We start from the raw sequence: 18,863 nt of genomic DNA, 5'->3' as shown, positions 1-18,863 counted from the left end.
TTTGGCCGCCGGGATTACGCGCGCTGCGCGTAATCCTGGTAGGACTTCTCTTCCACGTACGCCGAGCCCAGCGCCAGGTTGATCGCCTTCTTGATGCGCGCACGCTCGTCGTTGCGCAGGTAGACGCTGCGCGCCAGATCGACGAAGCCCTGGTCGAACGCCTGCGCCTTTTCCTTCAGGCGGATGTCGTCCTCGATGTCCCACAGCTGCTCGTTGACCGCCTTCAGCTCGGCACGCAGCTTGGCGATGTCCTTCACCGCCGCCGGGTGCGCCATCCAGGTCTGCTCCAGCGCCGACAGCTCCCTGCGCACGTTGGCCAGCTTGCCCTCGTCGCTGATGCGCTCGGACTTGATCTGCAGGATCGAGATCTTGTCCAGCAGCTCGCCGAAGGACACGGGGACAAGGATTTCAGCGCTCATCGGGGAAGGCTCCAGCAGGTGATGCATACATGGTAACCCGCGCGGCGCAAACGCTGCGCCCCGTCGCCTGCAGGGTCAGCCGAGCGCGATGACTGGGGGAGATCCCCCCGCAGCTGCGTTAGCGGTCTGGAGAGGCGGCCTGTCGCCCTCCTCGCCCGGCCAGTCCAACGGCCGAGCGCGCGCGACCCGCCCTGCCCAGGCTGCAACGTGTTGAAACCACGCCGCATCAGCGTGTTCATGCAGCGAAAAAGGGGCGGCAACCGCACTTCACTCCTTTCCGTGGAACTCCGCATGCATCGATATCCCGCCCTCCCCACCCGTCGCGCCACCGTCCTCGGCAGTGCCCTTGTTGCACTTCTCGGCATCGCTGCCGCGCCGCAGGCCCATGCCAGTGCCTTCCATGTGAATGGAGACACGCTCTACTACACCGGCAACGTGCTGGCGACCGATCCGCAGACGCTGGAGGCCTACATCCTGGCCGCGCAGGCCCGTGGTACGCCGCTGCGCCAGGTGGTGTTCCGCAACTCGCCGGGCGGGGCCGCCTCCGGTGGCGTGGGCATGGGCGCCATCATCCGCCAGCATGGGCTGGATACCGTGCTGGACGGCGGCTGCTACTCGGCCTGCGCCGACGCCTTCGTTGCCGGCGTGAAGCGCAAGGTCACGCAGTTCGGCCTGCTGCCAGCGCACGGCAACTACACGGAGACGGTGCTGGGCATCCATGGCGAATCCGGCCCGAACGGCCCTACCCCGTACCCGGGGCAGGACAAGTACATCAAGTACTACCGGGACATGTTCGGCCCGACCGACTTCGCGGTCATCGAAGCGCGCATCGTCCAGGCGCACTATGAACTGACCCAGCAGTCGGGCTTCCTGCGCTACTTCGACCCGAACGTGGCGGCCGTGGCCACGCGCTTCTGCCCGACCCGCGACCAGAGCGCGGCAGGCAACTGCACCGCGTATCCCGGTGTCACCTTCTACAGTGATCGCGTCGTTACCGAAGCCGGTTACGTCCAGCCTGGCGACGTGCTTTCCATCGACAAGGACGTGAGCGGAGACCTCAATCCGAACCTGGCCGTGCGCGGGCGCTACACCAATGCGCTGGCCAACCTGCGCTACTTCCAGCAATCGACCCCGGACATCCGGCTGGACGACGCCTTCGGTGTGATCCGCATCGGCAAGGGCGGTGTCTGGTCACTGGATACCGCCTCCGCCGCCCAGTATGTGGTGGCCGATGGCGGCACCCTGCGCCTGCAGCAGAATGGCTGGATCCACCACGCCGAAGCCATCGGCGCCCGCAATGGCGGGCGCATCGAGCTGCAGCAGGGCGCACTGCGCAGCCTGACCGTGGTCGAACGCGGCGGCGTGCTGACCGGACACGGTTCATTGAATGCCACGATCGACATCAACGAGGGCGGAACGCTCGCGCCCTCCGGCATCGTCATGCGCCCCTACTCGCTGGAAGCACTCGCGCCGGGTGGCGACGACGTGTTCACCAGCGAACGCTTCCGGATCGGCAAGGGGCGCTACATCAACCTCAACGATGGCGCGAACCTGGCCTTCCAGGTCGACAGCCAGCGCACCGCACCGGCACTGACGCTGGAAGAAGCCCGCTACTTCCTGGTCGAAGAGGACCGGCGGTCCGGTGACTACAACCTGTACGGCAACATCAACCGCGCCGTGCTGAGCATTGCCCCCAGCGCCAGGCTGACGCTGGACATCAAGCAGGCGTTCTTCCCGGCAGGCCAGCAGAACCATCTGGTCGGAACCCAGGTGGATGCCAGCGCCCTGCAGCTGCCCGTCGCCCCCTGCGGCCCGTCGAACGGTGAGTACGCCGGCTTGTGGTGCCGCACCGCTACGCCCGATACCCTGACCCGCGCAGCACCGGTGTCGGACTTCATCGAAGGGCGCTTCCAGTACGTCGAGCGCAGTGGCGAGGCCGGCAGCGCGGTGGACCTCACCGCTCCCGGCGCCGTATTCCGCCCTCGCCACAATTCACTGCTCAGCTTCACCGTCAACCAGACCGGCAGTGGCCTGTGGCTGACCGCCAATCCCTCCTTCGACGACACACGCTTGTTCGGCAATGCCCCGTCCGGCGACGGCCTGGGCATCGCACTGCAACAGGCGGCTGCACAGCGCACTTCCTCGATGAGCGGACTGCTGGGTGCCCTGCAGTTCGCTGACCGCGATGACATCGCGCGCCAGGCGGGAGCATTGCGCGGCGACGCGCATGCCAGCCTGCGCCTGGCCGATACCGCACTGGTCGGCAGCATCGGCAACGTCGTGCAGCAGCACCAGGCAGCATCGCGCAGCGGTGGCGATGCGGACGGCCTGGCAGCACAGGCCGCGCAGACCGCCTCGGCGCAATCGGCAACGACCGGCAGTCGCCTGTTCAACCAGCTGGCGATGCACCTGGTCGCACCGGCAGATGCAGGCAGTGATGCGGGCGACGCCGGACACAACCGCAGCTTCTGGGCGCGCGGGTTCGGCAGCCATGGCCGTATCGAGGGTGGTGCGGGCGTCGCCGGCCTGAACCACACCATCGGCGGCATCGCGCTTGGTGCCGATACCCGTCTGGCAGACGACCGCGTGACACTGGGCGTGAGCCTTGCCGCGGCCGACATGTCGACCCGGTCCAGCGAAGGTGCAGGATTCAGCGGCGATGTCCGCGCGCTGGATATCGGCGGCTACGTGGACGCGCTCTATTCGCGTGGCTACCTGTCCGCCGCCGTCCGCTACACCGATCTTCGCCACGACACCCGTCGCAGCATCGAGGGGATCGAGGGCCTGCAGGCACCGCTGCGCGCGAAGTACAGCAACGACGCGATTTCCGCGCGCGTGGAGCATGCGTTCTCGTTCACCACCGGCAACGGCGTGGTGATACAGCCGCTGCTGCCGGTGTTCGACTACATGCGCACCTCGGCCACGCACTTCAACGAAGGCCAGGACGCAGCCGCACTCATCGGCCGCAGTGGCAGCCTGGAAAGCATCCGCGTAGGCGCCGGCCTGCAGTTGTTCAAGACCTTCGACGGCAACAACGGCGAGCGCATCACCCCGCGGGCCCGCGTGGTCTGGCAGAAGGAGCTGGGCGATACCCAGGCCCGCTACAGCAACGGCTTCGCCGCCGCCCCGGACCTGCTGTTCAGTGCCAGCAGCCAGCCCGTCGGTGAGCAGGTCCTGACCTGGAACCTGGGCGTGACCAGCCGTGCCAGCAAGCGCCTGTCGGTGATGGTTGATTACGTGGGCGAGCGGCGCGACGGCCAGACCCAGAACGGCATACAGCTGGGGCTGGGCTACACGTTCTGAGCACACGCCATTCGCACAGGGCATGGATCCCCGCCCTGTGCGAATGGCCTTGCCTTCCACGCCGTGCGTGGATGCACCCAGCGGGCAACGGGCGGCGCAACGTGTGGGGCGACGCGCGAAACGCGCGTCGCGTCCCGCGCCAGATGAAAGAAAAAGGGTGCCTTTCGGCAGCCCTCTTCTATTCCCGCAGAGACAAGGAAGTCATCAATGCCGCATCCACGCCCGGAACCATCTGGAGAAGCAAGCCCCTCTGTTGAGGGGCTGCCCCGACAGGGGCGGGGAGAGGCAGGCAAAGGGAGGGGCCCGCGCGTTGCGACGCAACGTGTGGGGCGACGCGCGAAACGCGCGTCGTGTCCCGCGCCAGATAAAAGAAAAGGGCTGCCTTTCGGCAGCCCTTTTCTTTTATCTGGCGGAGAGGGGGGGATTCGAACCCCCGAGGCGCTATAAACGCCTGCCTGATTTCGAGTCAGGTACATTCAACCACTCTGCCACCTCTCCGGGTGGTCCCCGGCGGACCGGGGACGCGCATCATACGAGGAAGTGAGGCCGACGACAAGTCATTCCGGCCAACGAACTGAAAATTTCCTGGGCACATGCCTTGCCGGATGCCTGCGGCCACCCGATGATGCCTGTCTCCCCGGCAATACCCCGCCCTGCCTACCATGATCGAATTCGGACACCTCACCCACCCCGGCATGCGCCGCGAGCTCAACGAGGACACCTACTACGGTGACAGCGAGCTGGCCCTGTGGCTGGTGGCCGACGGCATGGGCGGGCATGCCTGCGGCGAAGTGGCCAGTGCACTGGCACGCGAAACCATCGTGCGCGAGATCCGCCGCGGAGCACCGCTGGCACAGGCCATCCGCACTGCCGACGAAGAGATCATCCGCGCCTCGCGCCGGCGCAACGACACGTTGCCGATGGGCACCACCGTGGTCGCCGCGCGTGTGCAGGGCAACCGCTATGAAGTGGCCTGGGTCGGCGACAGCCGCGCCTACCTGTGGCGCGACGGTCAGCTGGCGCAGCTCAGCCAGGACCACAGCGTGGTGCAGGAACTGGTCGCGCAGGGCAACCTGACCGCCGAACAGGCACGCGCGCATCCGCATCGCAACGTGGTCACCCAGGCACTGGGCGTGACCGATCCAGCCCACCTGAACGTGGCCACCACCAGTGGTGAGCTGCGTCCGGGCATGCAGCTGCTGCTGTGCAGTGACGGTCTCACCGAGGAAGTGGATGACCGCGGCATCGCCCGCACCCTGGCATTCGAAGATGCCAGCGCGCAGGAATGCGTGGATACGCTGGTCGCCGCCGCACTCGATGGCGGTGGCCGTGACAACATCAGCGTGATCCTGGTGCGCTGCCATTAACCGGTAGAGCCACGCCGTGCGTGGAGGCGGTAGTGCCGGCCGCTGGCCGGCTCACCCGGGGAACCTCGTATCAGGACGATGCCGGCCAGCGGCCGGCACTACCTCGATGTATTACGCGCTGGCGGGCTCTTCCACCTTCGGGCCATCCCACAGTGCGTGGCCGGCCTTCTTGCGCAGCCGTTCCAGCCGCGCAGCGTGCGCTTCCAGTTCCGACGGCGTAGCCACCACGCGCGGACGCGGCAGCAGCTTGCTGGTATCGAAAGCCTGCAACGCCGCGCCGGCACCGCCGCCGTCGTCATCGCCCAGGCCGAAGCCGATCTCTTCCTGGCCCGAGGTCAGTGCGATATAGACATCGCCCAGGATCTGCGCATCGAGCAGGCCGCCATGCAGCGCACGGTGCGAGTTGTCCACGCCCAGCCGCTTGCACAGCGCATCCAGCGAGTTGCGCTGGCCCGGGAAGCGCTCACGCGCCATCGCCAGGGTATCGATGACCGTGCAGCGATCGGTGATCTTCCCGTACTGCGGCCCCAGCAGCGACAACTCGTTGTCGAGGAAGCCAAGGTCGAACGCCGCGTTGTGGATGATCAGCTCGGCGCCATCGATGAACGCCAGGAACTCATCGGCGATCTGCGCGAATTCAGGCTTGTCATCGAGGAACTCCAGGGTCAGGCCGGTGACTTCCTGGGCTCCCTGTTCGAACTCGCAGTCCGGCTTGATGTACTGGTGGTAGTTGTTGCCGGTCGGGCGGCGCTTGAACAGCTCCACGCAGCCGATTTCGACGATGCGGTTGCCCTTCTTCCACTCCAGGCCGGTGGTTTCGGTATCGAGGATGATCTGACGCATGGGCTCAGTTTACCGGGCTGGCGTCGCGGATCTGGATCGCCGCGTTGCGGGCCAGGGTATCCACCCGCTCATTGTCCGGGTCGCCGGAGTGGCCCTTCACCCAGCGCCAGTCGATCTGGTGCCGCAGCGTGGCCGCGTGCAGGCGCTCCCACAGCTCGCGGTTCTTCACCGGATCACCGCCAGCGGTCTTCCAGTTCTTGCGGATCCAGCCGGGCATCCACTGGGTCAGGCCCTGCCGCACGTACTGCGAGTCGGTGTAGAGCACGATGTTGCACGGCTCGGTCAGCGTCTCCAGCCCGGAAATGGCCGCCATCAGCTCCATCCGGTTGTTGGTGGTGTGCGCTTCACCGCCACTGAGCTCGCGCTCGTGGCCCTTGTAGCGCAGCAACGCAGCCCAGCCGCCGGGGCCGGGATTGCCGAGGCAGGATCCGTCGGTGTGGATTTCGATGGTTTTCAATACAGCTCCAGAATCAGGTAGCAACGGTGCCGTGCCAGCGCACCGGCAGCGGTTTCGGCCCGGGCAGGGCCAGCGTGCGTTTCTCCGCATGGAACAGGCAGGCCGCGCGCAATGGCGCCCAGCCCCCCGGGCGACGGCTGCCGGCACCGCGCCAGAGCGGGCCGAGGTAGCGCATATCGTCGCACTCCAGGCCATGGCGGCCGAGCAGCAGGCGGATCCGCTGCGGCGTACGCACCACCAGCCCATGCTGCCGCCAGTGCGTGCGGTAGGGGCTGAACGGATTGAGGCTGCTCAGCCACAGATGGCCGCCCGGCATCAATACGCGCTCGCACTCGTCGAGCAGCAGGTGGGCATCGCCGGTGGTGACATGCTGCAGCACGATCGCATTGACGCTCTCGTTGGCCAAAGGCAAGGGCAGCCCGCAGCGGGCATCGCCGTCATAGCCCGGTCCCGACCCCTGCCGGTACAGGCGCAGGCCGCGCCCACCCAGCTGCGCATCCTCCAGCCAGGCCGCACTCGGCGCGATCCACAGCCAGGGCTGCGCGGGCAGCGCCGACAGCTGCGGAAGCAGCAACTGCCGTTCCAGAACGCGCAGCGCCGCCGCCGGCTCACTGTCGAACCACGGGGTCTGGCTCGCTTGACGGGTGCTCTGCAGCGCGGGCATGGTCCAATTCTATGCGACTGACTGCCCTGCCCGCATTTGCGGATAACTACATCTGGACGCTGATCGCCGACGATGGCACTGCCGTGGTCGTCGACCCCGGCGATGCCGCGCCAGTGCTCGCACTGGCCGATCAGGGCCTGCGCGTGGACACGATCCTGCTCACCCACCACCACGACGACCACATCGGTGGCGTGCCCGCACTGCAGGCTCGCTTTCCCGGTGTACGGGTCATCGCGCCGGTCGAAGAGCGCATCCCCACGGCCACCGGACGGGTCGGCGACGGTGAACGCGTTCAGGCACTGGGCCGGACGTTCCACGTACTATCCGTGCCCGGGCATACCCGCAGCCACATCGCGTTTCACACTGCTGAACATCTTTTCAGCGGAGATTCGTTGTTCAGCCTGGGCTGTGGACGTCTGTTCGAAGGTACGCCGTCCCAGCTGCTGGCATCGATGCGCAAGCTGGGTACCTTGCCCGCGCAACTGCTGCTTTGTTGCGCCCACGAGTACACCGTGTCAAATGCCGTCTTCGCGCGGCATGTCGACCCCGCCAACGCTGCCCTGTGGCAGCGCCAAGAGGAGGCTTTGGCCATGCGCCGCGATGACCGTTCCACCCTGCCGGTAACCCTGGCCAACGAATTCGACTGCAATCCCTTCCTGCGTGTGCACGCGGCGCCGATCCGTGCGTCGGTCTCGGCACACCTGGGCCGTGACGTCGTTGACGACGTCGACGTGATGGCCGGTCTCCGGCACTGGAAAGACGGCTTCCGCGCATGATGCGCCGAAGTCTGCCGCTGGCCCTGGGCCTTGCCCTGGGGCTGGCCGGAACCGCGGGCGCACAGTCGCTGGGCGCCGGCATCAGCCAGAACCTGACCGCCGCTGCGGCCCTGCCGCTGGATCCGGCTGCGCTGCCCGCCGCTTCGGTGCGCAACGGCCAGGAGATCTTCACCAGCTTCCGCGACGGACTGGCCGAACCCAGCTGCGACGCCGAGGCCACCAGCCCGCGCTGGCAGAAGCAGTTCGCCCACGCCCCATCGCGCCTGGCCAACCAGGATGACGATGCGCTGGTGCTGTTCGGCTACGTGGTCGAAGAGCTGCGCAAGGCCGACCTGCCCACCGAGTTCGCGCTGATTCCCTTCGTGGAAAGCGGCTACCGGCCCAATGCCCGCAATGGCAGCGGCCCGACCGGCCTGTGGCAGTTCATCGCCACCACCGCGCGCAACCATCGCGTGCCGATGACCAACGGCTATGACGGCCGCCTGTCGGCGGTCGATTCGACCCAAGCCGCAGTGCGCTACCTGAAGACCCTGCACGGCATGTTCGGCGGCGACTGGCGCCTGGCCACGATGGCCTACAACGCCGGCGAATACCGCGTGCTGCAGTCCATGCGCAAGGCTGGCATGAACGCGCAGAACGCCAAGCCTTCGGCGCTGCCCGGCCTGTCGCCGGTCACCCATGCCTACGTCGAGAAGCTGCATGCCCTGGCCTGCGTGCTGGAAGACGTGGAAGACCAGCCTGGCGTGATGGCCTCGCTGGACCGCACCGTGCCGGTGCTGAAGGACCACACCCTGCCTGCGGGCACCAGCGTGCAGCAGTGGGCCGCACAGCGCGCCCTGGACCCTGCCAGGATCGCCCGCCTCAACCCGGCCCTGGCCTCCGGTGGCCGCCCCTCGGGTACCACCCGCGTGCTGGCGCCGGTCTCGGCCGCAAATGCGACGGTAGCGGAGGCAGCGACCGCGCTGGTCGCCACCACCGCACCGGTGGCGGCCGCTGTACCGACGCCGCAGGTCACCAGAACCGTCGCCGCGATCGCCGACCGTCCGCGCAGCCGCCGCCACACCGTGCGTGATGGCGAGTCGGCCTGGACCATCGCCCGCCGCTACGGCATGCCGGTCAAGGCCCTGCTGTCGCTGAACGGCCTGAGCGGCAGCAGCGTGCTGAAGCCTGGCGCGGTGCTGCGCGTCGAGGATTGACGCACAGGCCAAGCGCCTCCCGTATAGAGCCGAGCCCATGCTCGGCTTTTTCATGCCTGCGCCCAGCGGATGCAGTCGAGCACGGCTCGACCTTACAAAAAGGCGGTCGAGCAAGCTCGACCACTACCAGAGGCCAAGCGCACCACAAACGACGCGAAGACAAAAAAAGGCCCGGCATTGCCGGGCCTTCTTCGATCCTGCCCGCCGCGAGGCTTACAGGTTCGCTTCGGTGGTCTGGATCACGAACTTCTTGCGCATCGCCTCGACATAGGCCTTGGCCGCAGCCATGCCATCGATCTGGCTCAGCTGGTCCTTCAGCTGCTTCTGCTGCTCGGCGGTCACTTCCTTCACGTCGCCCGGGTTCACCTTGTTCACCGCGAACAGCAACGCATGGCCGTTGACATCGACCTTGCCGTAGCTCGGCTTGCCATCGGCCGGCACCGGCGCGCTGAAGATCGCGCGGTTGATTTCCGGCGTCGGTACCGGCTGGCTGCGCGGCAGGCCCGGCATCGGGCTCAGCTGCAGCTTCTCGCTGGCCGCCAGCGACTGCAGGGTGGCGCCCGCCTTCAGCTTGGCCAGCACGGCATCGGCCGCCTTGTCGCTGGCCTGGCGCTGACGGTCGGCACGGATCGCAGCGATCACCTGCTCGCGCGCCTTGTCCAGCGGCATGGCCTGTTCCGGGGTGTGTGCGGCCACGCGGATGACCACACTGTGGTTGGTCGCGCCGCCCAGCGCGATCGGGTCGCTGGCGGTCCCGTCCTGCACGAGCACGTCGGAGAAGGCGGCACGCAGCACGCCCGGGTCAGCGGCGATGCCACTGGCGGTGGCACGGGTGATCGGGCCCAGCGTCTGCAGCGGCAGGTTCACTTCCTTGGCCGCGGCAGCCAGATCGCTCGGGCTCTTGTTGATGGCGTCGACCAGACGGCCGGCCAGTTCGTTGAAGCCGCGCTCGCCGTCGGCCTTCAGCTGCTCGGCAGCCAGCGTGTCACGCACTTCCTCGAAGGACTTGCCCTGGCCGCCACGGACCGCAGCAACCTTGATGATGTGATAGCCGAACTCGGTCTTGACCGGACCAATCACGTCACCGGCCTTGGCAGCGAACAGCGCATCTTCGAACGGCTTGACCATCGCGCCGCGTTCGACCCAACCCAGGTCACCACCCTGGCCCTTCGAACCCGGGTCTTCCGAGTTGGCCTTGGCCAGTGCAGCGAAGTCGGCGCCGGCGGCCTTGGCTTCGGCGGCAATCTTGTTCGCCTTGGCTTCGGCACCGTCGCCGGTGATCAGGATATGCGAGGCCTGGCGCTGCTCCGGCGTGGTGAACTTCGCCTTCTCGTCTTCATAGCGCTTGCGCAGGGTGGCTTCGTCGGCGGCGGTCGGTGCCGGCAGGTTCGCACCATTGATCTCGACGTACTCGAGCGAAACGCTCTCGGCCTGGCGGAAGTCCTTGCCATGGCTGTCGTACCACTGCTTGATCTGCGCGTCGGTCACCGGCGCGGTATCGGCCGGCACTTCCGGCAGCGCGGCCAGTTCGACATCGCGGGTCTCGCCCAGCAGCTTCAGCAGGCGCTCGGTCTCGGACTGGGTAACGAAGCCCGAGTTCTGCAGGCCCGACGGGATCACCGACTGCTGCAGGCTCTCACGCACCAGTTCCTGGAACTGGGTCGGCGTGCGCGGCGGATTGCCACCGGCAAGCGCCAGCCGGTAGTTGTTCTCGTTGAACTTGCCGTTCGAATCGAGGAAGGCCGGGATGGTGGCGATGTACTCGCGCACCGCGCCATCGCCGATCACGACACCGGCCTGCTCGCCGACCAGGCGCACGACCTGTTCGTCGATCAGCTGATCGAGCACGGCCAGCTTGTTTTCGGTGCTTTCAAACGCGCGCGGGTCGAAATTCTCGCCCTGCTGCTGGCGCTCACGCATGCGCTCCTGCTCGAAGCGGGTGCGGAAATCCTGCGCGCTGATCTCATGGTGCTGCCACAGCATGCGCACCGGCCACCACGACGGTGCCGAACGCCACCAGGTCGGCGGCGCGGAAACCTTGGCCACGTTCTGTGCGCCAACGCCACCGAGGTAGCTGTTGTCGATCACGAACAGGAACGGAATCATCAGCAGCCCCAGGATCACGGTGACGATCCAGCCTGAGGTCTTGTCGCGGAGTTTCTGCAGCATGGTGAGGAATCACAAGGCCTGATTGGCGAGCCCGGCAGTGTAACCCGCTTCGTCGCAGGGACCAAAAGCAGCACCGGCGTGGCCTGCGCACCGCTTCCGACGGCACAAAGAAAAAGCCCCCGGCTTGCGCCGAGGGCTTTTAGAGTTGGCGGAGCGGACGGGACTCGAACCCGCGACCTCCGGCGTGACAGGCCAGCATTCTAACCAGCTGAACTACCGCTCCGCGCTGAAACTTTGCAGGCGCCCAGTATATCCGAAGACTCCCTGGAAACCCAGCCCGGTGAACACTTTTTTCAAAGTTTTTTCACAGGGACTTAAGAATTCTGCAATGGCGGAGCGGACGGGACTCGAACCCGCGACCTCCGGCGTGACAGGCCAGCATTCTAACCAGCTGAACTACCGCTCCGTTCTTGCAAAACCTTTCGCCTTCTTCCCGAACCTTCCGGGGAGAAGACAAGGCCCCCGGCTTCAGGCCGGGGGCCTCGATGTAGTGGCGGAGCGGACGGGACTCGAACCCGCGACCTCCGGCGTGACAGGCCAGCATTCTAACCAGCTGAACTACCGCTCCGCATTGTTGCTTTTTTGCTTTCCAGCCGGCCTGGACCGGGAAGAAAACAAAGCCTCCAGCTTTTGGCCGGAGGCCTCGTTGAATGGCGGAGCGGACGGGACTCGAACCCGCGACCTCCGGCGTGACAGGCCAGCATTCTAACCAGCTGAACTACCGCTCCACACTCAAACTTTTACCGCGGTGCTGTGGTGGGTGCTGAGGGTTTCGAACCCCCGACCCTCTCCGTGTAAAGGAGACGCTCTACCGCTGAGCTAAGCACCCCAGCGAGCCGCTTAGTTTACAGCATCCTTCAGGGCCTTGCCAGCCTTGAACGACGGATTCTTCGAAGCAGCGATCTTGATGGTGTCGCCGGTCTTCGGGTTGCGGCCGGTGCGTGCAGCACGGTCGCGGACCTGGAAGGTACCGAAGCCAACCAGGGTGACCGCATCGCCGTCCTTCAGCGCCTTGGTGATGGCAGCAACGACGGCATCGACAGCGCGGCTGGACTCGGCCTTGGTCAGGTCGGCAGCTTCAGCAACGGCATCGATCAATTCGGTCTTGTTCATTCTCTACAACTCCTTTGGCGGTGGGTTCCGCTTATTCGACAGGGAAGCAACCGCATGCCTTCTGCATGCGGCCACCATGTGGAAACGGTTCGCCGATTCAGTCATCGCTGACAGCGATCACTCATTCGCGAGTGCTGCTTTTATACCAGTGGCCCTACCCCCACGCAAGCTGGAAAGCCAGCAATGACGCGGGTTTCGGGCCATTGGACAGCGCGCGTCAATGCTTGACGCGCGCGCTTCCACTCGGTTTGGCCTTGCTGCGCACCGTGACACGCTGCGCACTCTTGCGCGCCTTCTTCGGTGCCAACGGACGCTCCAGCGCCAGGTCCAGGACCTCTTCGATGTACTTCACCGGGACGATCTTCAGATCGCGGGTGACGTTGGCCGGAATGTCGGCCAGGTCCTTGCGGTTCTCTTCCGGGATGATGACCGTGCGGATGCCGCCACGCAGTGCCGCCAGCAACTTTTCCTTCAGGCCACCGATGGCGGTGACGCGACCACGCAGGGTGATCTCGCCGGTCATCGCCACATCGGCACGCACCGGCACCTTGGTCAGCATCGACACCAGCGAGGTGACCATTGCCGCACCGGCGCTCGGGCCGTCCTTCGGGGTGGCGCCATCGGGCACGTGCAGGTGCACGTCGTGCTTCTGCAGGAAGTCGCTGTCGATGCCGAAGCCGACCGCGCGCGAACGCACCACCGACAGCGCCGCTGAAGCCGATTCCTTCATCACGTTGCCGAGCTGGCCGGTCAGGATCAGCTGGCCCTTGCCCGGCACCAGCGTCGATTCGATCTGCAGCAGATCGCCGCCGACCTCGGTCCAGGCCAGGCCGGTGACCAGGCCGATCTCGTTCTCTTCCTCGGCACGGCCGAAGTCGAAGCGACGCACGCCCAGGTACTTGTCCAGGTTCTTGCTGGACACGCTCACCAGCGCCTTCTTCTTCGCGCCCTTCTTCGCCTTCACCGGCTGCGGGCCGGCCAGCGCGATCTCCTTCACCACCTTGCGGCAGATCTTGGCGATCTCGCGTTCCAGGTTGCGCACGCCCGATTCGCGCGTGTAGTAGCGCACGATGTCCTGGATGGCATCGCTGCCGATCTCCAGCTCTTCCGGCTGCAGGCCGTTGGCCTTGACCTGCTTGGGCACCAGGTAGCGGGTGGCGATGTTGAGCTTCTCATCCTCGGTGTAGCCGGGGATGCGGATCACTTCCATGCGGTCCAGCAGCGGGCCGGGAATGTTGAGCGAGTTCGAGGTGGCCACGAACATCACTTCGGACAGGTCCAGGTCCACTTCCAGGTAGTGGTCGTTGAACGCGTTGTTCTGCTCCGGATCGAGCACTTCCAGCAGCGCCGAAGACGGATCGCCACGGAAGTCCATCGACATCTTGTCGATCTCGTCGAGCACGAACAGCGGGTTCTTGCTGCCGACCTTGTTGAGGTTCTGCACGATGCGGCCCGGCATCGAACCGACGTAGGTACGGCGGTGGCCACGGATCTCGGCCTCGTCGCGCACGCCGCCCAGCGACATGCGCACGAACTTGCGGTTGGTGGCCTTGGCGATGGACTGGCCCAGCGAAGTCTTGCCCACGCCCGGCGGCCCGACCAGGCACAGGATCGGGCCCTTCATCTGCTTCACGCGCGACTGCACCGCCAGGTATTCAAGGATGCGCTCCTTGACCTTCTCCAGGCCGTAGTGGTCGGCGTCGAGGGTGTCCTGCGCGGCCTTCAGGTCCTTGCGCACCTTGCTGCGCTTCTTCCACGGCACGCCCAGCAGCCACTCCAGGTAGTTGCGCACCACCGCGGCTTCGGCCGACATCGGCGACATCTGCTTGAGCTTGTTCAGTTCGTTGCGCGCCTTGGCTTCAACGGCCTTCGGCATGCCGGCTTCGGCGATCTTGCGGGCCAGTTCTTCCAGCTCGCCTGGTGCGTCGTCCAGGTCACCCAGTTCCTTCTGGATGGCCTTCATCTGTTCGTTGAGGTAGTACTCGCGCTGGCTCTTCTCCATCTGCGACTTCACGCGGCCGCGGATGCGCTTCTCCATCTGCTGCACGTCGATCTCGCCGTCGACCAGGCCGACCAGCATTTCCAGGCGGTCGCCCACGGCCAGCGTTTCCAGCAGGCGCTGCTTGTCGGCCAGGCGCACGCTGATGTGCGCGGCGATGGTGTCGGCCAGGCGCGCCGGCTCATCAATGCCCGACAACGTCTGCAACAGCTCCGGCGGCAGCTTGCGGTTGGTCTTGACGTACTGCTCGAACAGCGACATCAGCGAGCGGGCGATGGCCTCGACCTCGCGCGCTTCGCGCTCGTCAGTGGCCTCGATCTCCACCGCCTGGCCGTGCAGCGAGCCGTTGCGCTCGTCGACGTGGGTGACCTGTACGCGCGACAGTCCTTCGACAAGCACCTTGATGGTGCCGTCGGGCAGCTTCAGCAGCTGCAGCACCTGCGCCAGCGTACCGACCTGGTAGAGGTCGGCCGCATGCGGGTCATCGGTTTCGGCCGACTTCTGCGCCAGCAGCAGGATGCGCTTGTCCGCCTCCATTGCCTGTTCGAGCGCGTGCATGGACTTGTCACGGCCGACGAACAGCGGGATGACCATGTGCGGGAACACCACTACGTCGCGCAGCGGCAGGACCGGCAGGTCGAGGGTTTCACTTGGGGAACGGGCCATGGGGGCTCCAGGGAAGGGGGAAAACCGCCTCCGGGAGGGCATCTTCCGGAGACAAAAAAAGCCGATGGCCCCGTTATGGGGCCATCGGCTTTCAGATGCAAGGCATTCCTTGAAAATCCTTTCCAATCAACAACCTGGAAGGATCACTCGGCGCCTGCGGCCTTCTGTTCAGGGGCCGCTGGGGTCTGGTAGATCAGGTACGGCTCGGACTTGTGCTCGATCACCGACTCGTCCACCACCACCTTGCTGACGTTTTCCTGCGACGGCAGGTCGTACATGGTGTCCAGCAGGACCGATTCGACGATGGTGCGCAGGCCGCGGGCACCGGTCTTGCGCTTGAGCGCCTTGCGGGCAATGGCCGACAACGCGTCCGGGCGGAACTCCAGCTCGACGTTCTCCATCTCGAACAGCTTCTTGAACTGCTTGGTGATGGCGTTCTTCGGCTCGGTCAGAATCTTGATCAGGGCCGGCTCGTCCAGCTCCTCCAGGGTCGCCACCACCGGCAGGCGGCCGACGAACTCGGGAATCAGGCCGAATTTGATCAGGTCTTCCGGCTCGACTTCGGCCAGCACCTTGCCCACTTCCTGCTTGCGCTCGCTGCTCTTCACCTTGGCGCCGAAGCCGATGCTGCCGACGTCGGTGGAACGGGCCTGGATCACCTTGTCCAGCCCGGCGAACGCGCCGCCGCAGATGAACAGGATGTTCTTGGTGTCCACCTGCAGGAATTCCTGCTGCGGGTGCTTGCGGCCGCCCTGCGGCGGAACGCTGGCCACGGTGCCTTCGATCAGCTTCAGCAGGGCCTGCTGCACGCCTTCGCCGGACACATCGCGGGTGATCGACGGGTTCTCGCTCTTGCGCGAGATCTTGTCGATTTCATCGATGTAGACGATGCCCTGCTGCGCCTTCTCGACGTCGTAGTCGCACTTCTGCAGCAGCTTCTGGATGATGTTCTCCACGTCCTCACCCACGTAACCGGCTTCGGTCAGCGTGGTGGCGTCGGCCATGGTGAACGGCACGTTGAGCAGGCGGGCCAGGGTCTCGGCCAGCAGGGTCTTGCCCGAACCGGTCGGGCCGACCAGCAGGATGTTCGACTTCGCCAGTTCGACGTCGTCGTTCTTCTGCCGGCTCTCGATGCGCTTGTAGTGGTTGTACACGGCCACGGCCAGGGTGCGCTTGGCGCGGTTCTGGCCGATCACGTACTGGTCGAGCACCTCGAGGATCTCGCGCGGCTTCGGCAGCGAACTGCGCGCCGACTGCGCCTTTTCCTCAAGCTCCTCGCGGATGATGTCGTTGCACAGCTCCACGCATTCATCACAGATGAACACGCTCGGACCCGCAATCAGCTTGCGCACTTCATGCTGGCTCTTGCCGCAGAAAGAGCAGTAGAGGATCTTGCCGGTGTCCGTGGAACGACCTTGGCGGTCTTCGCTCATGCTTCGCTTACCCAGTTACCCCACCCGCTGAACGGGGGTTCGATTCGAGAATAGCACAGGGCCGAGGGGACACCAGTCCCGCCCGACCCTGCAGGAACGAGGCCTCCATGGCCCCGTGAAGGCCGGTCAACCGGCCTGGATCGACTCATCCGGACGACGCTCCAGGACCTGGTCGACCAGACCGTAGGCCTGCGCCTCGAAGGCGCTCTTGAAGTTGTCGCGCTCGGTGTCGCGGGCGATCGTCTCCAGCGACTGGCCGGTGTGCTTGGCCAGCACCTCGTTCAGGCGCGAACGCAGGGTCAGGATCTCACGCGCGTGGATGTCGATGTCGGTGGCCTGGCCCTGGTAGCCACCCAGCGGCTGGTGGATCATCACGCGCGAGTTCGGCAGCGCATAGCGCTTGCCGGCTTCGCCCGCGGCCAGCAGCAGGGCACCCATCGAGGCAGCCTGGCCGATGCAGGTAGTGCTCACATTCGGCTTGATGTACTGCATGGTGTCGTAGATCGCCATGCCGGCGGTGACCACGCCACCCGGCGAGTTGATGTAGATGTTGATGTCCTTTTCCGGGTTTTCCGATTCCAGGAACAGCAACTGCGCCACCACCACGTTGGCCATGTGATCGTCGATCGGGCCCACGAGGAAGATCAGGCGCTCCTTCAACAGGCGCGAATAGATGTCGTAGGCACGCTCGCCGCGGCTGGTCTGCTCGACCACCATCGGAACCAGGTTCAGGGCTTTGGTTCGGTTGTCCATTACGTGAGGTACCTATCTTGGGGGGCAACAACCCCGCGCCGGCAAAGGCACGGGGCATCCGGTGATCCGCCCGGGCTTACTGGCGGATCGCGTCCTGGAACGACAGCTTCTCTTCGGTGTGCTGGGCACGCTCGGCGATCCAGTCGATCACCTGCTCTTCCATCACACGGTTCTGCAGGCCAGACATCAGCTGGGGGTCGTTGCGGTACATCTCAATGACCTGCTCCGGCTCTTCGTAGGTCGAAGCGATCAGACGCATCGTTTCGTTCAGGCGCTTGGCTTCCAGGCGCAGGTCGTTGATGCGGGCCACTTCACCGACCAGCAGGCCGACCAGCACGCGCTTGGCGGCCGCTTCCTTGAAGCCTTCGTGGGCATCGGCCGGGATCTCGCCGACGCTCTGGCCGTTGCGGCGGATCTGCTCGACCTGCTGGGCCAGCATGGCGCGGGCTTCGTTCTCGACCAGGCGCGGCGGCATTTCCACCGACGAATAGGCGGCGATCAGCTGCTCGCCCACTTCGCGGCGCAGGCGGTTCATCAGGGCGCCCTTCAGCTCGCGCTCCAGGTTGGCGCGGATGTCGCTGCGGAACTGCTCCACATCGCCACCCTTCACGCCAAAGCTCTTGATGAAGGCTTCGTCGACCGCCGGCACGACCGGCTCGGACACTTCGGCGACCTTGACGGTGACCTGCACGGTCTTGCCGGCCAGCACCGGCACGCGCCAGTCAGCCGGGAACTCGACGTCCAGGGTCTTCTCTTCGCCCTTGGCCAGGCCGACCAGGCCCTTTTCAATGGTCTCGAACATCATGCCCTGGCCGAGCACGATCGAACCCTTCTCGGTGCCTTCGGCCGGCAGGCGCTCTTCACCGGCCTGCGACCAGGTTTCCACCGCGACCAGGTCACCGTCCTGCGCGCCACGGCTGACCGGGGCCCAGGTACGACGCTGGTTCTGCAGGTTCTCGATCATCTGGTCGATGTCGGCGTCGGTGATCTCGGCGGTGTGGCGCACGACAGTCAGCTTGCTGACGTCGATGTCGCCGAAGTCCGGCACCACTTCCACGGTGGCCACGAAGGAGAATTCACCCTCGTCGCCCTTGTCGATGCGCGGGCTGCCGACGATGCGCAGATCGTGCTCGCGCACGGCCGCGTCGAAGGTTTCGCGCAGCAGGCCGTCCAGCGCCTCGCCACGGACCTGCGCGCCGAAGCGCTGCTCGATCACCTTGGCCGGCACCTTGCCCGGACGGAAACCCTTGATGCGGGTGGTACGGGCGATTTCGCCCAGGCGGCCGACGATGTGGCTCTGCAGACGGTCTTCCGGCAGCGAGAAGCTCAGGCGGCGTTCCAGGTTGCCGGTGGATTCGATCGAAGCTTGCATGTTGACTCCTGCCACCGGTGGCCCACGCCCCCGGCTCGATGATTGGGATGAAACGGTTGTAAGGACACGACGTCTGGGACGCGCCTGCTTGCCGCAGCCCTTTAGTTTCGCCCAATTCGGCCTGCACTGCCAGCGCGTGCCGGTCAAGGGGGGCAGCGGGGCCCGATCAGGGCGGGGGACAGGCCGGCACTGGTGCGAAAGGGGGGACTCGAACCCCCACGCCTTGCGGCACTGGAACCTAAATCCAGGGCGTCTACCAATTCCGCCACTTTCGCGTGGCCGGCACAGGCGTTCATTGTCGCAGGCGGGCGCAGGAAGCGGAAGGCCTGCACA

General features: G+C 65.8%; 14 protein-coding genes and 7 tRNA genes. 4 read left to right on the top strand and 17 right to left on the bottom strand.

From position 1 onward, the window contains the following. Nucleotides 1-14: 14 nt before the first annotated feature. Entirely contained in the window at nt 15-419 is a 405-nt protein-coding gene (locus Q9Q79_RS04460; RefSeq protein WP_005408281.1) for a DUF6165 family protein, read from the bottom strand. A 291-nt stretch (nt 420-710) separates the two neighbouring features. Between Q9Q79_RS04460 and Q9Q79_RS04455 the strand changes: the two genes are divergently transcribed. Next, nucleotides 711-3,722: an autotransporter domain-containing protein gene (locus tag Q9Q79_RS04455; RefSeq protein ID WP_076739498.1), complete on the top strand. Its 3,012-nt coding sequence runs from the start codon at nt 711-713 to the stop codon at nt 3,720-3,722. A 407-nt stretch (nt 3,723-4,129) separates the two neighbouring features. On the opposite strand, the gene Q9Q79_RS04450 is transcribed toward Q9Q79_RS04455, so the two are convergent. Further along, a tRNA-Ser gene (locus tag Q9Q79_RS04450) sits at nt 4,130-4,220 on the bottom strand. 164 nt (nt 4,221-4,384) lie between these two features. On the opposite strand from Q9Q79_RS04450, the gene Q9Q79_RS04445 reads away from it, so the two are divergent. Continuing rightward, nucleotides 4,385-5,089: a PP2C family serine/threonine-protein phosphatase gene (locus tag Q9Q79_RS04445; RefSeq protein ID WP_005408277.1), complete on the top strand. Its 705-nt coding sequence runs from the start codon at nt 4,385-4,387 to the stop codon at nt 5,087-5,089. A 111-nt stretch (nt 5,090-5,200) separates the two neighbouring features. On the opposite strand, the gene dnaQ is transcribed toward Q9Q79_RS04445, so the two are convergent. The 3 genes from dnaQ to Q9Q79_RS04430 are packed head-to-tail and all read right to left on the bottom strand — an operon-like array spanning nt 5,201 to nt 7,053. Continuing rightward, nucleotides 5,201-5,932 carry a DNA polymerase III subunit epsilon gene (gene dnaQ, locus Q9Q79_RS04440; RefSeq protein WP_012479272.1) on the bottom strand — a complete coding sequence of 244 codons (732 nt, stop codon included), beginning with the start codon at nt 5,930-5,932 and terminating at the stop codon, nt 5,201-5,203. Between the two features lie 4 nt (nt 5,933-5,936). Further along, nucleotides 5,937-6,389, bottom strand: coding sequence for a ribonuclease HI (gene rnhA / locus Q9Q79_RS04435; protein WP_005408275.1), 453 nt, complete (start codon nt 6,387-6,389; stop codon nt 5,937-5,939). Nucleotides 6,390-6,402: 13 nt separating this feature from the next. Then, complete coding sequence (locus tag Q9Q79_RS04430) at nt 6,403-7,053, bottom strand: hypothetical protein (protein WP_012479271.1); 651 nt, start codon at nt 7,051-7,053, stop codon at nt 6,403-6,405. An 11-nt stretch (nt 7,054-7,064) separates the two neighbouring features. Between Q9Q79_RS04430 and gloB the strand changes: the two genes are divergently transcribed. Together gloB and Q9Q79_RS04420 are read left to right on the top strand one after the other, a co-directional pair. Next, nucleotides 7,065-7,829 carry a hydroxyacylglutathione hydrolase gene (gene gloB, locus Q9Q79_RS04425; RefSeq protein WP_201861812.1) on the top strand — a complete coding sequence of 255 codons (765 nt, stop codon included), beginning with the start codon at nt 7,065-7,067 and terminating at the stop codon, nt 7,827-7,829. Continuing rightward, entirely contained in the window at nt 7,826-9,025 is a 1,200-nt protein-coding gene (locus Q9Q79_RS04420; RefSeq protein ID WP_044569572.1) for a lytic transglycosylase domain-containing protein, read from the top strand. Before gloB ends, Q9Q79_RS04420 begins: the two co-directional genes overlap by 4 nt. A 213-nt stretch (nt 9,026-9,238) precedes the next feature. Here Q9Q79_RS04420 and Q9Q79_RS04415 read toward each other — a convergent pair whose 3' ends face one another. The 12 genes from Q9Q79_RS04415 to Q9Q79_RS04360 form a co-directional block, all read right to left on the bottom strand. Further along, entirely contained in the window at nt 9,239-11,194 is a 1,956-nt protein-coding gene (locus Q9Q79_RS04415; protein WP_005408271.1) for a peptidyl-prolyl cis-trans isomerase, read from the bottom strand. 146 nt (nt 11,195-11,340) lie between these two features. Next, a tRNA-Asp gene (locus tag Q9Q79_RS04410) sits at nt 11,341-11,417 on the bottom strand. Nucleotides 11,418-11,523: 106 nt separating this feature from the next. Next, nucleotides 11,524-11,600: transfer RNA gene (locus Q9Q79_RS04405), tRNA-Asp, on the bottom strand. An 85-nt stretch (nt 11,601-11,685) separates the two neighbouring features. Then, a tRNA-Asp gene (locus Q9Q79_RS04400) sits at nt 11,686-11,762 on the bottom strand. Nucleotides 11,763-11,845: 83 nt separating this feature from the next. Next, nucleotides 11,846-11,922, bottom strand: a tRNA-Asp gene (locus tag Q9Q79_RS04395). A 26-nt stretch (nt 11,923-11,948) separates the two neighbouring features. After that, a tRNA-Val gene (locus Q9Q79_RS04390) sits at nt 11,949-12,023 on the bottom strand. Between the two features lie 11 nt (nt 12,024-12,034). Next, nucleotides 12,035-12,307 carry an HU family DNA-binding protein gene (locus Q9Q79_RS04385; RefSeq protein WP_005408270.1) on the bottom strand — a complete coding sequence of 91 codons (273 nt, stop codon included), beginning with the start codon at nt 12,305-12,307 and terminating at the stop codon, nt 12,035-12,037. A 217-nt stretch (nt 12,308-12,524) separates the two neighbouring features. Further along, on the bottom strand, nt 12,525-14,972 hold the full coding sequence (lon, locus tag Q9Q79_RS04380; protein WP_012479268.1) for an endopeptidase La: 2,448 nt from the start codon (nt 14,970-14,972) through the stop codon (nt 12,525-12,527). 143 nt (nt 14,973-15,115) lie between these two features. Beyond that, entirely contained in the window at nt 15,116-16,405 is a 1,290-nt protein-coding gene (gene clpX / locus Q9Q79_RS04375) for an ATP-dependent Clp protease ATP-binding subunit ClpX (protein ID WP_004154600.1), read from the bottom strand. Between the two features lie 126 nt (nt 16,406-16,531). Further along, nucleotides 16,532-17,158, bottom strand: coding sequence for an ATP-dependent Clp endopeptidase proteolytic subunit ClpP (clpP, locus tag Q9Q79_RS04370; protein WP_004146318.1), 627 nt, complete (start codon nt 17,156-17,158; stop codon nt 16,532-16,534). A gap of 76 nt (nt 17,159-17,234) precedes the next feature. After that, nucleotides 17,235-18,530 (bottom strand): trigger factor, encoded by a 1,296-nt coding sequence (gene tig / locus Q9Q79_RS04365; RefSeq protein ID WP_012479267.1) that lies wholly within the window; start codon nt 18,528-18,530, stop codon nt 17,235-17,237. A 190-nt stretch (nt 18,531-18,720) separates the two neighbouring features. Continuing rightward, a tRNA-Leu gene (locus Q9Q79_RS04360) sits at nt 18,721-18,805 on the bottom strand. Nucleotides 18,806-18,863: the final 58 nt, after the last annotated feature.

The sequence above is a fragment of the Stenotrophomonas sp. a6 genome (assembly GCF_030913325.1).
Classification (GTDB): Bacteria; Pseudomonadota; Gammaproteobacteria; order Xanthomonadales; family Xanthomonadaceae; genus Stenotrophomonas; species Stenotrophomonas maltophilia.
Note: the sequence above shows the minus strand (reverse complement) of the source record. Positions and strands in the feature narration are given on the sequence as shown.

Coding starts and splice junctions, on each gene's coding strand:
- Q9Q79_RS04460 (WP_005408281.1), bottom strand. CDS start 419: ATGAGCGCTGAAATCCTTGTCCCCGTGTCCTTCGGCGAGCTGCTGGAC.
- Q9Q79_RS04455 (WP_076739498.1), top strand. CDS start 711: ATGCATCGATATCCCGCCCTCCCCACCCGTCGCGCCACCGTCCTCGGC.
- Q9Q79_RS04445 (WP_005408277.1), top strand. CDS start 4,385: ATGATCGAATTCGGACACCTCACCCACCCCGGCATGCGCCGCGAGCTC.
- dnaQ (WP_012479272.1), bottom strand. CDS start 5,932: ATGCGTCAGATCATCCTCGATACCGAAACCACCGGCCTGGAGTGGAAG.
- Q9Q79_RS04430 (WP_012479271.1), bottom strand. CDS start 7,053: ATGCCCGCGCTGCAGAGCACCCGTCAAGCGAGCCAGACCCCGTGGTTC.
- gloB (WP_201861812.1), top strand. CDS start 7,065: ATGCGACTGACTGCCCTGCCCGCATTTGCGGATAACTACATCTGGACG.
- Q9Q79_RS04420 (WP_044569572.1), top strand. CDS start 7,826: ATGATGCGCCGAAGTCTGCCGCTGGCCCTGGGCCTTGCCCTGGGGCTG.
- Q9Q79_RS04415 (WP_005408271.1), bottom strand. CDS start 11,194: ATGCTGCAGAAACTCCGCGACAAGACCTCAGGCTGGATCGTCACCGTG.
- Q9Q79_RS04385 (WP_005408270.1), bottom strand. CDS start 12,307: ATGAACAAGACCGAATTGATCGATGCCGTTGCTGAAGCTGCCGACCTG.
- lon (WP_012479268.1), bottom strand. CDS start 14,972: ATGGCCCGTTCCCCAAGTGAAACCCTCGACCTGCCGGTCCTGCCGCTG.
- clpX (WP_004154600.1), bottom strand. CDS start 16,405: ATGAGCGAAGACCGCCAAGGTCGTTCCACGGACACCGGCAAGATCCTC.
- clpP (WP_004146318.1), bottom strand. CDS start 17,158: ATGGACAACCGAACCAAAGCCCTGAACCTGGTTCCGATGGTGGTCGAG.
- tig (WP_012479267.1), bottom strand. CDS start 18,530: ATGCAAGCTTCGATCGAATCCACCGGCAACCTGGAACGCCGCCTGAGC.